Genomic DNA, 15,445 nt, shown 5'->3' on the forward strand with positions numbered 1-15,445 from the left:
GGCCCTATCGCGGGGCAAGCCCGCTCCCACGGGCGTCGATCACAGCGGCCACGTGGGAGCGGGCTTGCCCCGCGATAGAGCCGGCACTGGCCACACTGATGCCCAGCCGCTTTACCAACAAGACACACCCCCAACCTATTTATGCTTAACTGTTCGCACAAAATTCGCGAACACTTGCCATGAACCTGCAGCTCGATCGCCTCAGCCCCACCCCTCTGGTCCAACAACTGACCGACCAGCTCCAGGCCTGGATCGAGCACCAGCGCCTGCGCCCCGGCGCGCGCTTACCCTCGATTCGCGCCCTGGCACGAACCCATCAGGTCAGCCCGTCGTGCGTGATCGAGGCTTACGATCGACTGGTCGCCAGTGGCTGGTTAGAAGCGCGCCACGGCACCGGCTTCTTCGTTGCCGAGCGCAAGCCGGGCCTGGAAGCAGCCGACGCTGAACACTGGGGAGAGGCGCTGGTGGGTAGTTGGCGCCAGTTCCGCGAAGGCCACGACGAGCTGCTCAAGCTCGGCTGCGGCTGGTTGCCCAACGCATGGCGCGCGGCTGAGGAACTGGCCCAGGCCATTCGCCAGGTCAGCCGTGGCAACCCTGCCGACTTGTTCGACTACAGCCCGCCGTTGGGCCTGAGCAGCCTGCGCCAGCAGTTGCACAAGCGTCTGGCGCGGCTGGATATTGCGGCGGGTGCCGAACGCATCCTCATCACCCAAGGCGCCAGCCATGGCCTCGATCTGCTGGTGCGCACCCTGCTGCGCCCAGGCGATACGGTACTGGTGGAGAACCCCGGTTACTACAATCTGTACAACCTGCTAAGTGCCCATCAAGTACGCATGCTGCCGGTTCCGCGTACCGTCCATGGCCCTGACTTGCAGGCACTGGAGCAGCTGTTGGTCGAGCATCGCCCGCGCTGCCTGTTCATCAACAGCCTGTACCACAACCCGACCGGCACCAGTCTGAGGCCGAAGGTCGCCTACCGCCTGCTGGAATTGGCCCGCGAGCGAGACGTGCGGATCATCGAGGACGATATCTACGCCGATTTCCAGGAAGGTCCGGCCACCCGCCTGGCTACCCTCGACAGCGAGCAGCGGGTGATCTACCTGGCCAGTTTCTCCAAGACCCTCAGCAGTTCGCTGCGAGTCGGCTACCTGGTGGCCGACGAGGACCTGATTGCACGCTTGGCCGAGCTGAAAATGGTCAGTGGCATCGGCAACTCGCGCTTCGCCGAGCAGGTGGTGGCGCAGATGCTCGCTAATGGCAGCTATCGCAAGTGCGTGCAGCGTTTGCGCGTGCGTCTGGGGCAGCACATGGCCAAGTTGCTCGGCCAGCTTGAAGGCTATGGCTGGCAGGTGTTCTGTGAGCCGTACGGTGGGATGTTCGTCTGGGCGCGGGTGCCAGGCCGCGACTTCGCCAGCCTTGAGCGGCTGGCACTGGAACATGCGGTGCTGCTCACGCCGGGCAGCGCCTTTGATGTTCAGGGGGCTGCCAGTGACTGGTTGCGGATCAATGTCGCCTACGGGCAGGACCAACGTGCCCAAGCCTTCCTTCAGCATGCAGGGCGACCTTCAGCGGCCTGAAAACGACACGCTCATAGCTATTTGACACCATTCTGGCGCCAAGGACTTGTGAGCATCCTCTCGCCATTGTCACTCTTGCCCTTCAGAAAAGCCTGACAGGGCGAGGGGGAATCGGCGATGGCAGTGACCAAGCACGGCGTTCTGGCCAATCTCGGCATGGCTCGCAAGCTCGGCTTGGGCTTTGCTTTAGTCCTGTTGCTGACCCTGGCGGTGGCGGCGATTGGCGTGTTTGCGCTGTACAGCGTCGGTCAGCGCTTTGATGGCTTGCGCCAGATGACCCAGTTCAACACCGACCTGTTGCGCTTGCGCCAGCTCGAACAGGGCTTTGCCTTGCGTTCCGACAGTGAGGACGCCGAGGCTTTGCGCACTGGATTGCAAGTGCTGATCGAACGTGCCCGTGGGGTCGCGCAATTGAGCGCGAGCGAGGCTGACTTGACCGCCTATGGCCAGGCCTTCGACACCTTCGTTGAAGCTGTGCAGGCCAAGGAGCTGGCGCTGGACATGGCCAGTTGGTCGGTCTCAAGCGTGGCCAATAACCTCGATGTACTGCAGGCGGGGTTGGCTGACGATGGCAGCTACACCCTCAAGCAGTCCCAGGGCCAGCAAGGCGGTGAGTTTCTCGAACAGGCCGCGCAGGTGGCCCAGGTGTCGCGGCTGATGTTGCAGGCGATGGACGAGGCGCGGGTGCGTCTGGAGCAGGGGCGCAAGGGCGAGGAGGCGGTCAACCAAGGGCGGATCGCCCAGACCGTCGAGGCGGCCAGCCTGGTCGAGCAGCTCAAGACCTCGGTCAGCGACAGTGGTTACCAGAGTGTCTTGGGCGAGGTCGCCGGGCATATCGCCAGCTTCGGCGAAAAGCTCAACGAATACACCGATCTGCTGGCCCAAGAGCAGGGCCTCAAGGCGCAGTTGCAGGCGCGCGCCGACCAGGTCACCGCCAGGGTCGATCAGGCCTACAGCAATCAACAACAGGCCATGCAGGGCGAGCTCAAACGCAACGCCCTGGCGATTGTTCTGGCCACTGCGCTGGCGCTGCTGGCTGGGGTGGCGGCGGCGTGGCTGATCACCCGTGCTGTAGTCGGCCCGCTCAAGCGGGTAATCACCCGTGCCCAACGGATTGCCGCCGGTGACTTAGGTATGCAGGCCGAAGCGCCGCGGGGCGATGAAGTCGGCCAGCTGTTGCAGGCCATGCAGCAGATGGCGGCGGGCCTGTCCGGCATGGTCAGTGGTTTGCAGCAGGGCATCGAGCAGTTGGCTGGCAGCGCCCAGTCGCTGTCGAGCGTGACCGAGCAGACCAACCGCGAGGTCGGCAGCCAGAAAGAAGAAACCGAGCAAGTTGCCACCGCCATGCAGCAGATGACCGCCACCGTGCACGACGTGGCCCGCAATGCCGAAGAAGCCGCCCAGGCCGCGCAGGCTGCCGATGACAAGGTCGAATCCGGCCAGCAGGTGGTGCGCCAGAGCATGCAGCGCATCGAGCAGTTGGCGGCGGCGGCAGAGACCGCCAGCGCCGGCATCGAGAGTCTGAGTGCAGAGATTCATACCATTGGCGATGTGCTTGAAGTGATCAAGAGCGTGGCCGAGCAGACCAACCTGCTGGCGCTCAATGCGGCGATCGAAGCAGCGCGGGCCGGGGAGCAAGGGCGCGGTTTTGCCGTGGTCGCCGATGAGGTGCGGGCTTTGGCCAGGAGGACCCGGCAATCGACCGAGGAAATCGAGCGTTTGGTCGCAAGCTTGCGTGGCAACGCCCAGCAGTCGGTGGCGCAGATTCGCGGCAGTACCGAATTGGTGCGCTTGGCGGTGGCGGATGCGCTGCATACCGAAAGCGCACTGGGTAGCATTGCCACGGCGGTGTCATTGATCCAGCAGATGAACCAGCAGATTGCCGCCGCGGCCGAGCAGCAGAGTTCGGTCGCCGAGGAGATCAGCCGCAGCGTCACGCAGATCCGCGGCAGTGCCGATCAGGCTGCGCTGGCGATGCGCGACAATGCCCAGTCGAGTGTGCAACTGGCGCAGTTGGGGGAGGAGTTGAAGGGGATGGTCGGGCATTTCAGGCTCTGAGCAGAGCCTGAGTAGCGTGCCGGCAGATCGGGCCTCACCGCAGCCCTGCAGGAGCGGGCTTGTCCCGCGATGAGGCCCGTTCAGCCATCGACATTTCAAGCCCTGCGCGGATTGAGGATCAGCAAGGTAATCACCCCCGCCACGATCCCCCAGAACGCCGAGCCAATCGAAAACAAGGTAAAGCCCGACGCCGTTACCATGAAGGTAATCAGCGCCGCCTCGCGCTCGCGCGCCTCACTCATGGCCACGCTCAAGCCATTCATGATCGAACCGAACAGCGCCAACGCCGCAATCGACAGCACCAGCTCCTTGGGCAGGGCGGCAAACAGTGCGGCCAAGGTCGCGCCGAACACGCCGGCGATGCCATAGAAGATCCCGCACCACACCGCTGCGGTATATCGCTTGCTCGGGTCTTCATGGGCGTGCGGCCCGGTGCAGATCGCCGCGCTGATCGCCGCCAGGTTCACCCCGTGCGAGCCAAACGGTGCCAGCAGCAACGAAGCAAAACCGGTCGCCGAGATCAGCGGCGAGGCCGGCACCTGGTAACCATCGGCGCGCAATACCGCCACCCCCGGCATGTTCTGCGAGGTCATCGCTACCACGAACAATGGGATGCCAATGCTGATGGTCGCTGCCAGCGAGAAGCTCGGCGTGGTCCACACCGGCTTGGCCACTTCCAGGTTGAAGCCGCTGAAATCCAGCAGGCCCATCGCGCCAGACAGCGCCGTACCCACTACCAACGCGGCCAGCACGCAATAGCGCGGTGACAGGCGCTTGACCAGCAGGTAACTGAAGAACATGCCCAGGACCAGCAAGGTCCGGTGCTGCGCGGCAACGAAAATCTCACTGCCGATCTTGAACAGGATCCCAGCCAGCAGCGCCGATGCCAGTGATGCTGGAATCCGTTTGACCAGGCGCTCGAAGCTGCCCGTCAGGCCGCAGATCAGCACCAGTACGGCGCAGGTGATATACGCGCCGATCGCTTCGCCGTAGCTGACGCCGCCTAAGCTGGTGATCAGCAGCGCCGCTCCCGGCGTCGACCAGGCCACGGTGATCGGTGTGCGATAGCGCAGCGACAGGCCAATGCTGCAGATCGCCATGCCGATCGACAGCGCCCAGATCCATGAGGAGATCTGCGCTGTGGTCAATCCGGCCGCCTGGCCGGCCTGGAACATCAATACCAGCGAGCTGGTGTAGCCGGTGAGCATGGCGATGAAGCCGGCGACCACCGCCGACGGGGAGCTGTCTGCCAATGGGCGCAGGCGCGCTGAAGTGGCATCGGTCATGGTGCAATCCTTGTACTTGTAAGCAGTTTTTTCAGACTAACGCGGCAAGCGTTGATCCTTGCCATACAGCGACCATTGCATTTAGCCGTACAGTCGCCAACTATTGGGCCTATATCGGCAACTGCATTGAAGGGGAGGGGCGATGTACAAGGTCTATGGGGACTACCAGTCGGGCAACTGCTACAAGATCAAGCTGATGCTGCATTTGCTCGATCGTCCGTATCAATGGCATCCGGTGGACATTCTCAAGGGTGAGACCGAGACGCCGGAGTTTCTCGCCATGAACCCCAATGGCAAGGTGCCGGTGCTGGAGCTCGAAGATGGCAGTTATCTTTGGGAGTCCAACGCGATTCTCAACTTCTTGGCTGACGGCAGCGAGTTTTTGCCCAGCGAGCCGCGTCTGCGTACCCAGGTGTTGCAGTGGCAGTTTTTCGAGCAGTACAGCCATGAGCCGTACATTGCGGTGGCGCGCTTCATCCAGTTTTATCTGGGCCTGCCGCAGGAGCGGCTTGAGGAATACAAGGGGCTGCACAAGGGCGGCTATAAGGCGCTGCGGGTGATGGAAAAGCAGCTGCAGATGACGCCGTATCTGGTCGGGCAGCAGTATTCGATTGCCGATGTGGCGTTGTATGCCTATACCCATGTGGCGCACCAGGGTGGGTTTGATCTGGGCGCATACCCTGCGGTGCAGGCGTGGTTGGCGCGGGTGGCTTCGCATCCGCGGCATGTGCCGATGGGCGAGTAACGCTATCGCGGGGCAAGCCCGCTCCCACGTGTGTAGCTGCATTGGCGCAAGTCAGGCGAGAGCTGGCTGCGTGGGAGCGGGCTTGCCCCGCGATGAGGCCGGCACCGCCCCCAAAAAATCAAACGCCGGCGAAACGCTTCTCCAGGTAGGCAATGATTTCCTTGGACTCATACATCCAGGTCACCTGGCCTTGTTCCTCGATGCGCAAGCACGGCACCTTCACCCGACCGCCACCTTCAAGCAGGGCCTGGCGGTGTTGCGGGTCGTTCTTGGCATCACGCAGCGCCACCGGCACATTCAGCCGATGCAGGTTGCGTCGGGTCTTGACGCAGAACGGGCAGGCGTGGAACTGGTACAGCGCCAGGCCCTTGGCCTGTTGCTCGACCAGCGCCTGGGCGGCCGGGTCACGCTTTTGCTTGGCCGGGCGGCTGATCCAGTCGCCGAACACGATAAGCTGGCCGAGGCCGACCCGCAGGGCTTTGACGATCATGGGCAACTCCTGAACAAATAAAAAGCCGACCCTGAGGGCCGGCTTGGGATCACGCGCCGATCACTTGATCAGGCTGAGGAACTCGCTGCGAGTCGCGGCGTTTTCGCGGAACTGGCCGAGCATCACCGAAGTGATCATGGTCGAGTTCTGCTTCTCGACACCGCGCATCATCATGCACATGTGCTTGGCTTCGATGACCACCGCAACGCCGGCAGCGCCAGTGACCTGCTCGATGGCTTCGGCAACCTGGCGGCTCAGGTTTTCCTGGATCTGCAGGCGGCGGGCGAACATGTCGACGATCCGCGCAACCTTGGACAGGCCCAGTACTTTGCCTTGTGGCAGGTAGGCCACATGAGCCTTGCCGATGAACGGCAGCATGTGGTGCTCGCACATCGAGTAGAGCTCGATGTCCCGGACCAGCACCATCTCGCTGTTGTCGGAGCTGAACAGCGCGCCGTTGGTGACCTCTTCCAGGGTCTGTTCATAACCGCGGCAAAGGTACTTCATGGCCTTTGCGGCCCGCTTGGGCGTGTCCAGCAAGCCCTCACGGGAGACGTCCTCGCCAAGTTGGCTGAGGATCTCGGTGTAGTTCTGTTCCAGGGACATGTATCTACCTGTAGGGAATAAACGCAAAAAAGAAGGGTACGGCGGCAAGGGCGGCGCTGCAAGCGCGGCGTTATTCGTCGCGCCCGTCGAGCATGGTCCGTTTGAGTATCACGTACACCGCGCCGGTGCCGCCGTGGCGCGCCTGGCAGGAGGTGAAGCCCAGTACTTGCGGGTGCTGGCGCAGCCAGGTGTTGACGTGGCTCTTGATCATCGGCCGCTTGCCGTCCAGCCGCGCTGCCTTGCCATGGGTGACCCGCACGCAACGCACTTCCAGCTTGGTCGCCTCGGCGAGAAACGCCCAGAGGATCTCGCGGGCCTTCTCCACGCTCATGCCGTGCAGGTCGATGCTGCCTTCGAAAGGGATCTGACCGAGCTTGAGCTTGCGGATCTGGCCTTCCTGCACGCCGTCGCGACGCCACATCAGCTCGTCTTCGGCGCCCACGTCGATGACGAACTGATCGGACATGCCATCGACCACCAACGGTTGGTCGCTGCGCACCGTAGCCGACTGGCGCAAGCCGGCCAGCTGCTTGCGGTCAGCCTTGGGTTTGCCGACCTCGGCACGGTCGTGCTTGATCGGCTTGACGCCGCGCACTTCGGCATGGAACAGGGAAAAATCGTCGTCTTGCATGCAGGCCTCCACGTGGGCGGCGTAGTTTACGCGAGTGCGCGCCTGCGTACACCTGTGCTGGCCCCATCGCGGGACAAGCCCGCTCCCACGAGTTATCTGCAGCGCTATGGCGCCATCACGTGGGTTTGCCCCGACCGACATCCCACTCAGTCGTACTCTTTCATCAGATGCGGTGGCCATTACGTGGGAGCAGGCTTGCCCCGCGATGAGGCCAGCACTGACAGCCAACTCAGTCGTGCTTTTTCATCAAATGCGGCGACAGGTTCAACTCCCTCCCACGACGCAGGCGAATCCGACTACGGCGCCAGAAACGCACGCCCATCCACAGCAACAACAACCCCACCGCCAGCAGGATGCCCGACAGCGGCCGATTGGCATTGAGTTCGGCAAGCGCGGGGTAATTGCCCAGCAGACCGGCAAAACCGGCCATCGCCAGGAGTATGCCGAGCGTCGCCAGCAGGGCAGACAGCCCGGCAGCCAGGCGTGCGCCCCAGTTACGCGGTTCGCGCGGGCGCAGGCGCTTGGCGTCGAAACTGCCTTTGAGCTTCATTCCGATTTCCTCTATGGGTATCCGGAGTTCGACCTGCCCGTGGCTATCAGGTTCCGCCCGTCTGCCGGGCGGTCATGCGCTCAGACCAGGCTGGCGGTAGGGGCGACGCAGGCGAAGTTGTCGGCCATCACGGCCATTTCGCACTGGTGGATCTGCGCGGCAGGAATCACGCCATCCTTGAACGCCAGGTCGCGGGTTGCCGAAGCATCCTCGACCAGCGTGCAACGATAACCATAGTCCTTGGCGCGGCGCACGGTGGTGCTGACGCTGGAGTGGCTCATGAAGCCGCAGACGATCAGGTCCAGGTGGCCTTTGTCCTGCAGGGTTTCGTGCAGCTTGGTGTTCTTGAAGGCGTTGGGCATGCGCTTTTCGATGATGATTTCATCGCCACGCGGCTCAAGGCCTTCGATGAATTCGCCGCGCGGGCCCTGTGGGTCGAACAGGCCGCCAACGGTACCTAGGTGACGGACGTGGATGATCGGGCGACCGGCTTTACGCGCGGCGTCGAGCAACCTGGCGATGTTGGCCACGGCCTCGTCCATGCCCGACAGCGCCAGGGGACCGCTGAGGTACTCCTTCTGCGCATCGATGATGATCAGGCTGGCGTTGCCCAGCTTGGCCGGCGGGTAGTCGCGGCCACTGAGGCGGAACATCGTGGTTGGAACGGACATCAAGGGCTCCTTCAGTAGGGCTTTTGTGCGCCTATTCTCCCTTGCTTGGCCGCTAATGGGAATGGTTGACATCGTAACCTGCGTGTTTACTGGCCTGTGGCTACTTGTTGGGGATTGGGTGGAACATTTCAGCGGGTGGGCCTGTTAGACTTTTGTCCTGTCTGAAAAGGAGTACCCCGTGATCACATCCCGCCTGAGCACCCTGCGCGACTACATCCGCTGGGCAGTCAGCCGCTTCCACGAGCATGAGCTGTTCTTCGGCCACGGTGCCGACAACGCCTGGGACGAGGCCCGCCTGCTGGTGCTGGGCGCCGTGCACCTGCCATGGGAGGTGGCCGACAGCTACCTGGATTGCCAGCTCGAGGATGACGAGCGAGTGCGTCTGCAGCATCTGCTCAAGCGCCGCATCGAAGAGCGCGTGCCCACCGCCTACCTGCTCGGCGAGGCCTGGTTTTGCGGTATGTCGTTCCTGGTCGATGAGCGTGTGCTGGTGCCGCGTTCGCCGATTGGCGAGCTGATCGAAAAACGTTTCGAGCCGTGGCTGGCGCAAGAGCCGGCCCGCATTCTTGACCTGTGCACGGGCTCCGGCTGCATCGGTATCGTTGCCGCCGAGGTGTTCCCTGAGGCGCAAGTGGTATTGGCCGATTTGTCGTTCGACGCGCTGGAAGTGGCCAACCAGAACATCGAACGCCATGGTCTGGATGAGCGGGTGTTCACCGTGCAGGGCGATGGCTTCGCTGGGTTGCCGGGGCAGCGCTTCGACTTGATCCTGTCCAACCCGCCGTATGTCGATGCCGAAGATTTTGCCGACATGCCGGCCGAATACCAGCATGAGCCGGAGCTGGGTTTGGCGTGCGGTAACGATGGCCTGGACCTGGTACGGCGGATGTTGGCCGAGGCGGCTGATCACCTGACCGAGAAAGGCTTGCTGATCGTCGAGGTGGGCAACAGCCAGGTGCATGTCGAGACGCTGTACCCGGAAGTCGATTTTGCCTGGCTGGAGTTCGAGCGCGGCGGCCATGGGGTGTTCATGTTGACGGCTGAACAGTGCCGCCAGCATCAGGAGCTGTTCAGCTCGCGCGTCTGAAGCCAATGGGCCTGTGGGAGCGGGCTTGTCCCGCGATAGCGTTAGACCAGGCGACATCTATCGCATTGGCCATCGCTATCGCGGGACAAGCCCGCTCCCACCAGTGCGACCGCGAAGAGCCGCATGGCGCCTAGCGCGTAGCGATCCAGATCAACAGCCCCGCCTGGAACACCGCAAACGCCACCAGGCAGGTAATGGTAAAGCGCAGCCCGCTGTCTTCGCGGCGGTACTTGGCCACCCGCTCATCGCGCTCGCGCAGTTGCGCTTCTTTTTCCTGCAACGTCTGCTCGGCCTGTTGCAGCATGCCGGCCGATTCCAGCGTATCGATCCTTTGGACCTTCTCGGCGTTCCAGCCGCCCTTGAGCTGACCGACCGCCACCTCCACGGTGCGCCCCTTGAGCACCTGGCCGTCGGTGTACTCCACCTCTACACCGATACTGCGCAAGACATGGTCGCGGCGCAGGCGGGTGTCTTCGTTGAGCGCATCCTTGTTCGGCAGGGTCATGCCTTCAACGCGGTAGTGCGACCAGTTGGCCTGCAACCACTGCACTGCCTGGCCCAGCAGGTAGCGGCCCAGACCACGGTTGAGCGGTTCTATTTGCAGCCCGGCTTCAGCGCCAATGCTGACCCGCCGCTGGCCGTGATCGACACGGATATCCAGCTGGTTCTGCTCTTTTCGCACTTTCTGCCCGGGCAAGCGGATTTCCATGCGTAGCAGGCTGTGCTCCTTGCTGTGCCGCTCGACATAGCCGAACTGCACGAAGCGCAGCGGCCGGGCGCCACTGTTGCGGTCGGTGGGCAACGGCGCCAGGCGCAGCAGCTGGAAATGTTCAGCGGCCACATCCGCCCAGGGCAGCGGGGCGCTCTCCGGGGCTTGCGGCTCTTCGGTCGCCTCAGCGGCGGGGGCATCGGTCATCACGGGCTTCCTCACATGCACGATGGCCGGATATCGCAGGATTTCCCCCGCAATAACCGGCCCAATGCCTGCTTATCGGCAGCAGCGGTCAGTACTGTAGGGGCGCGCCCTACGCCTGCGGCAATTGGCGAATGAAAGCGACGATCCGTTGGCCCAGTTCGCGCGCCAGCGGCAGCTCTGGATTCTGATAGCTCTCACGCTGGCCGCTCATGGCGCGCGGACTGATACGCAGCATGTGGTTCATGCCATCGATCAGCGCCAGCTGGGCATCGGGCTTGGCCGCCTGCAAGCGCTCGGCATCGGCCACGTCCACTTGCACATCGTTGCGCCCCTGAATGATCAGGGCAGGCACTCGGAGCTGGCCGAAGGCGCCGGCCGGGTCCTGGCGCAGCAACGAGATCAGGTAGGGCTGCACCGAAGGGCGGAACACTTCGCGCAGTGCTGGCGGCACATCCAGGCTGGTCTGGCCGGCTTGCAGACGGTCGATCAAGGCGTTGCCGCGCGCCAGTTGCGCCGCTGGCAGGCGTTGCGCCAGTTGCTCGCGCAGCACCTGCGCCACTGGCCGGCCACTGCCGGCGACAGTGATGACGGCGCTGGCGCCGGCTTGTTCGGCGGCCAGGGTGGCGATCAGCGCACCTTCACTGTGGCCGAGCAAAATCAATGGGCCAAAACGCGGGTCGGCCTGAAGTTTGCGGCTCCAGGCCACGGTGTCTGCAACGTAGCGCTCGACGCTCAGTTGGCGCTCGTCCGGGGTGGCCGGCTGGCTGGCGGCAACCCCGCGTTTGTCGAAGCGCACACTGGCGATGTGCTCGCCGGCCAGCAGCAAGGCCAGTCGCTTGAGGTTGTCGATTCGCCCGCCGGCAGGGTTGTTGCCGTCGCGGTCGGTTGGACCGGAGCCGGCGATGATCAATACCACTGGCGGCGGGGTGTCCTGCTGGGGCAATAGCAGGCTGCCGTGCAGCACGCCCTGGCCGGTGTCCAAGTCGATCGGACGTTGCAGGACGGTGGGGGCGGCAGCATTGGCGAAGGTGGTGCAGAACAGCAGCAACAAGGCGGCGAAGCGCAGCATCATGGGGTACTTCATGAGGAGATGAGGGTTGGACCTGGAGGCCTGATGAAGGTTCTGCCAGTGCACTTGATTGTGCGTCATCGTGCAAATCTTGCGGTCCACTCCCTCCCTGTGGGAGTGGGCTAGCCTGCGAAGAGGCCGGAACTGACAACCAAGGGCTTGGATTTCCTTCGCAAATCTGCCGCTTTCCGTATACTGGCCGCCTCATCCAAACTTCAGGCTGATTCGCGGAGCGTCCATGTCCGGCAATACCTACGGCAAGCTGTTCACTGTCACCACCGCTGGCGAAAGCCATGGCCCGGCGTTGGTCGCCATTGTCGATGGGTGCCCGCCTGGCCTGGAGATTTCCCTGGCCGATCTGCAGCACGACCTCGACCGGCGCAAGCCCGGCACCAGCCGGCACACCACCCAGCGTCAGGAACCGGACGAAGTCGAGATCCTTTCCGGGGTGTTCGAAGGCCGTACCACGGGCTGCTCGATTGGCCTGCTGATCCGCAATACCGACCAGAAATCCAAGGACTACTCGGCGATCAAGGACCTGTTCCGCCCAGCCCACGCCGATTACACCTACCACCACAAGTACGGCCTGCGCGACTACCGTGGCGGTGGTCGCAGCTCGGCGCGGGAAACCGCCATGCGCGTCGCTGCCGGTGCCATCGCCAAGAAGTACCTGGCCAGCCAAGGCATCACCGTACGTGGCTACATGAGCCAGCTGGGCCCCATCGAAATCCCGTTCAAGACGTGGGACTCGGTCGAAGACAATGCCTTCTTCAGCCCGGACCCGGCCAAGGTGCCAGAGCTTGAGGCCTACATGGACCAACTGCGCCGTGACCAGGATTCGGTCGGGGCCAAGATCACTGTGGTGGCCGAGGGCGTCATGCCGGGCCTGGGCGAGCCGATCTTCGATCGCCTGGATGCCGAGCTTGCCCACGCGCTGATGAGCATCAACGCGGTCAAGGGCGTGGAAATCGGCGCCGGTTTCGCCAGTGTCGCCCAGCGTGGCACCGAGCACCGTGATGAGCTGACTGCGCAAGGGTTCCTCAGCAACAATGCGGGCGGCATTCTCGGTGGTATTTCCTCCGGTCAGCCAATCGTTGCCCATCTGGCGCTCAAGCCCACGTCGAGCATCACCACTCCGGGCCGTTCGATCGATGTCGATGGCAACCCGGTCGAAGTGATCACCAAGGGCCGCCATGACCCCTGCGTAGGCATCCGCGCCACGCCGATTGCCGAGGCGATGATGGCCATCGTGCTGATGGATCACCTGCTGCGCCATCGTGCGCAGAATGCCGATGTGCGGGTCAATACTCCCGTTTTGGGCCAGCTTTAATCAGCGTTGATTGGCGCAGGCCCTATCGCGGGGCAAGCCAACGCCTACACGGTCTTTGTAGGCGCTGGCTCGCCTGCGATAGGGCCGCAAAGCGGCCCCCAATGATCACCACAAAGCGCACTGCCCCATGACGCCAATTCCCTACTGGCGCCTGTCCAGTTTCTACCTGTTCTACTTCGCCCTGCTCGGCTCCACCGCGCCGTTCCTGGCGTTGTACTTCGATCACCTCGGCTTCTCCCCGGCGCGCATTGGCGAGCTGGTCGCGATCCCCATGTTGATGCGTTGCGTCGCCCCCAATCTGTGGGGCTGGCTGGGAGATCGCAGCGGCCAGCGCCTGCTGATCGTGCGCCTGGGCGCGTTGTCGACCCTGGCGACGTTCTCGCTGATCTTCTTCGGTAAAAGCTACGCCTGGCTGGCGCTGGTGATGGCCCTGCATGCGTTCTTCTGGCATGCGGTACTGCCGCAATTCGAGGTGATTACCCTGGCCCACCTGCATGGCCAGACCTCACGCTACAGCCAGGTGCGGCTGTGGGGCTCGATTGGCTTCATCCTCACCGTGGTGGGCCTGGGCCGGCTGTTCGAATGGTTGAGCCTGGATATCTACCCGGTGGCGCTGGTCACCATCATGGCCGGTATCTTCCTCGCCAGCCTGTGGGTGCCCAATGCCCAGCCGGTGGAACATGCCGAGCGTAGCGGGGCAGGGGGCTTCCTGCGCCAGCTGCTGGCGCCTGGGGTGATTGCGTTCTATCTGTGCGTGGCGTTGATGCAGCTAAGCCACGGGCCGTACTACACCTTCCTTACCCTGCACCTGGAACACCTGGGCTACAGCCGCGGCAGTATCGGCTTGCTGTGGGCGCTAGGGGTGGTAGCGGAGGTCTTGATGTTCATGGCCATGAGCCGGATCTTCGCGCGCTTTTCGGTGCGCCGGGTGCTGCTGCTCAGCTTTGTCCTGGCGGGGCTGCGCTGGCTGCTGTTGGGTAATCTGGCCGAAGTCCCGGCCGCGCTGATCTTCGCCCAGCTGTTGCATGCCGCAACCTTTGGCTGTTTCCACGCCGCCTCGATCGCCTTCGTCCAAGCCAGCTTCGGCGCACGCCAGCAAGGTCAGGGCCAGGCGCTGTACGCGGCGTTGTCGGGCACAGGCGGCGCGTTAGGCGCCTTGTATTCGGGCTACAGCTGGAAATTGCTGGGCCCACACTTCACCTTTGGTATGGCCAGCGTCGCAGCCTTTGCCGCAGCCGTTATCATTGCAACTCGAATGACCGATAGCAGGAACAGCCCCTGATGAGCATCCTCAGCGTTTTTCACCCGTCAAGCCCGGGCCTTCCCAACAAGTTGCTGACCCACCATGACGACATTGTCGCGACCCTCGCCGAGCAGGGCGTGCGCTTCATGCACCAGCCGCATGAGCTGCGGATTCGCCCTGGGACGGGTCAGGACGAAGTGCTCGACGCCTGCCGTGAGCCATTGGATCGGCTGATGACCGAGCATGGCTGTGCGGCCTATGCGTTACTTAACCGTGATGGCGTGGATGCGGCGCAGGTCGATCTGCGTAACGAGCATGTGCATGGCGGCGATGAGGTGTTCGCGGTGATCAGCGGGCGGGCTCAGGTCACCCTGCGGGTAGGCGAGTATGTGTATGCCGTGCTGTGCGAGAAGGGCGATGTGCTCATTGTGCCGGCCCAGGTTCGGCGTTGGATTGACCTTGGGGATACGCCGTTTTGTCTGGCGCTGCGGTTGTTCCGCGATGAGCAGGCGAAGGCTCCGCGGTTTACCGGTGATGCGGCTGCGCTGGAGTTTGCGGGTATCGACGAATTCTGAGGTTTAGTACTCCGGCCCTATCGCGGGGCAAGCCCGCTCCCACGTAATCAGCTTCAGCTGGAAACTACGTGGGAGCCATCGCGGGGCAAGCCTGCTCCCACGTAATCAGCTTCAGCAGGAAACTACGTGGGAGCTTTCGCGGGGCAAGCCCGCTCCCACGTAATCAGCTTCAGCTGGAAACTACGTGGGAGCCATCGCGGGGCAAGCCTGCTCCCACGTAATCAGCTTCAGCAGGAAACTACGTGGGAGCTTTCGCGGGGCAAGCCCGCTCCCACGTAATCAGCTTCAGCTGGAAACTACGTGGGAGCCATCGCGGGGCAAGCCTGCTCCCACGTAATCAGCTTCAGCAGGAAACTACGTGGGAGCTTTCGCGGGGCAAGCCCGCTCCCACGTAATCAGCTTCAGCTGGAAACTACGTGGGAGCCATCGCGGGGCAAGCCTGCTCCCACGTAATCAGCTTCAGCAGGAAACTACGTGGGAGCTTTCGCGGGGCAAGCCCGCTCCCACGTAATCAGCTTCAGCTGGAAACTACGTGGGAGCCATCGCGGGGCAAGCCTGCTCCCACGTAATCAGCTTCAGCAGGAAACTACGTGGGAGCTTTCGCGGGGCAA

Annotated in this window: 15 protein-coding genes and 1 pseudogene; 8 read left to right on the top strand and 8 right to left on the bottom strand. The window is 63.2% G+C overall.

The features are described 5' to 3' along the window. The first annotated feature begins 179 nt into the window (after window positions 1–179). The 3 genes and pseudogenes from AAZU54_RS26320 to AAZU54_RS26330 all read left to right on the top strand — a co-directional run bounded on the left by AAZU54_RS26320 (window position 180) and on the right by AAZU54_RS26330 (window position 3,635). On the top strand, window positions 180–1,577 hold the full coding sequence (locus tag AAZU54_RS26320; RefSeq protein ID WP_434727857.1) for a PLP-dependent aminotransferase family protein: 1,398 nt from the start codon (window positions 180–182) through the stop codon (window positions 1,575–1,577). 972 nt (window positions 1,578–2,549) lie between these two features. Next, a pseudogene (locus tag AAZU54_RS26325) lies at window positions 2,550–2,774 on the top strand (HAMP domain-containing protein); the annotation flags it as partial. Window positions 2,775–2,792: 18 nt separating this feature from the next. Continuing rightward, window positions 2,793–3,635 (top strand): methyl-accepting chemotaxis protein, encoded by an 843-nt coding sequence (locus tag AAZU54_RS26330; protein WP_434727861.1) that lies wholly within the window; start codon window positions 2,793–2,795, stop codon window positions 3,633–3,635. Between the two features lie 95 nt (window positions 3,636–3,730). Here the strand turns inward: AAZU54_RS26330 and AAZU54_RS26335 are convergent, their stop codons facing one another. Further along, the gene (locus AAZU54_RS26335) at window positions 3,731–4,921 is read right to left on the bottom strand and encodes a benzoate/H(+) symporter BenE family transporter (protein WP_392464767.1); all 1,191 of its coding nucleotides are present in this window, start codon (window positions 4,919–4,921) and stop codon (window positions 3,731–3,733) included. Window positions 4,922–5,063: 142 nt separating this feature from the next. Between AAZU54_RS26335 and AAZU54_RS26340 the strand changes: the two genes are divergently transcribed. Next, entirely contained in the window at window positions 5,064–5,666 is a 603-nt protein-coding gene (locus AAZU54_RS26340; protein ID WP_186554790.1) for a glutathione S-transferase family protein, read from the top strand. Window positions 5,667–5,784: 118 nt separating this feature from the next. Here the strand turns inward: AAZU54_RS26340 and AAZU54_RS26345 are convergent, their stop codons facing one another. The 5 genes from AAZU54_RS26345 to AAZU54_RS26365 form a co-directional block, all read right to left on the bottom strand. After that, the gene (locus AAZU54_RS26345) at window positions 5,785–6,156 is read right to left on the bottom strand and encodes a glutaredoxin family protein (protein WP_312154107.1); all 372 of its coding nucleotides are present in this window, start codon (window positions 6,154–6,156) and stop codon (window positions 5,785–5,787) included. 60 nt (window positions 6,157–6,216) lie between these two features. Further along, window positions 6,217–6,762 carry a GTP cyclohydrolase I FolE gene (gene folE, locus AAZU54_RS26350; protein ID WP_186554792.1) on the bottom strand — a complete coding sequence of 182 codons (546 nt, stop codon included), beginning with the start codon at window positions 6,760–6,762 and terminating at the stop codon, window positions 6,217–6,219. 70 nt (window positions 6,763–6,832) lie between these two features. Continuing rightward, complete coding sequence (locus AAZU54_RS26355) at window positions 6,833–7,393, bottom strand: Smr/MutS family protein (protein WP_186554793.1); 561 nt, start codon at window positions 7,391–7,393, stop codon at window positions 6,833–6,835. Between the two features lie 229 nt (window positions 7,394–7,622). Continuing rightward, on the bottom strand, window positions 7,623–7,943 hold the full coding sequence (locus AAZU54_RS26360) for a hypothetical protein (RefSeq protein ID WP_186554794.1): 321 nt from the start codon (window positions 7,941–7,943) through the stop codon (window positions 7,623–7,625). A gap of 80 nt (window positions 7,944–8,023) precedes the next feature. Further along, window positions 8,024–8,614, bottom strand: coding sequence for a cysteine hydrolase family protein (locus AAZU54_RS26365; protein ID WP_186554795.1), 591 nt, complete (start codon window positions 8,612–8,614; stop codon window positions 8,024–8,026). 178 nt (window positions 8,615–8,792) lie between these two features. Between AAZU54_RS26365 and prmB the strand changes: the two genes are divergently transcribed. After that, on the top strand, window positions 8,793–9,701 hold the full coding sequence (gene prmB, locus AAZU54_RS26370; RefSeq protein ID WP_434727858.1) for a 50S ribosomal protein L3 N(5)-glutamine methyltransferase: 909 nt from the start codon (window positions 8,793–8,795) through the stop codon (window positions 9,699–9,701). Between the two features lie 130 nt (window positions 9,702–9,831). Here prmB and AAZU54_RS26375 read toward each other — a convergent pair whose 3' ends face one another. Next, window positions 9,832–10,617 (bottom strand): hypothetical protein, encoded by a 786-nt coding sequence (locus tag AAZU54_RS26375; RefSeq protein WP_312154113.1) that lies wholly within the window; start codon window positions 10,615–10,617, stop codon window positions 9,832–9,834. 109 nt (window positions 10,618–10,726) lie between these two features. Continuing rightward, window positions 10,727–11,689: an alpha/beta fold hydrolase gene (locus AAZU54_RS26380; protein ID WP_392464764.1), complete on the bottom strand. Its 963-nt coding sequence runs from the start codon at window positions 11,687–11,689 to the stop codon at window positions 10,727–10,729. A gap of 235 nt (window positions 11,690–11,924) precedes the next feature. Between AAZU54_RS26380 and aroC the strand changes: the two genes are divergently transcribed. The 3 genes from aroC (at window position 11,925) to AAZU54_RS26395 (ending at window position 14,834) form a co-directional block, all read left to right on the top strand. Next, window positions 11,925–13,016: a chorismate synthase gene (gene aroC, locus AAZU54_RS26385; RefSeq protein WP_434727859.1), complete on the top strand. Its 1,092-nt coding sequence runs from the start codon at window positions 11,925–11,927 to the stop codon at window positions 13,014–13,016. A 127-nt stretch (window positions 13,017–13,143) separates the two neighbouring features. Continuing rightward, entirely contained in the window at window positions 13,144–14,298 is a 1,155-nt protein-coding gene (locus AAZU54_RS26390; protein WP_368973584.1) for an MFS transporter, read from the top strand. Further along, window positions 14,298–14,834, top strand: a complete 537-nt coding sequence (locus AAZU54_RS26395) for an oxidase (protein ID WP_434727860.1) — start codon at window positions 14,298–14,300, stop codon at window positions 14,832–14,834. The genes AAZU54_RS26390 and AAZU54_RS26395 overlap by 1 nt, the downstream gene beginning before the upstream one ends. The last annotated feature ends 611 nt before the right edge of the window (window positions 14,835–15,445 follow it).

Origin of the sequence: Pseudomonas sp. Je.1.5.c (genome assembly GCF_051129895.1) — a bacterium.
Classification (GTDB): domain Bacteria; phylum Pseudomonadota; class Gammaproteobacteria; order Pseudomonadales; family Pseudomonadaceae; genus Aquipseudomonas; species Aquipseudomonas urmiensis.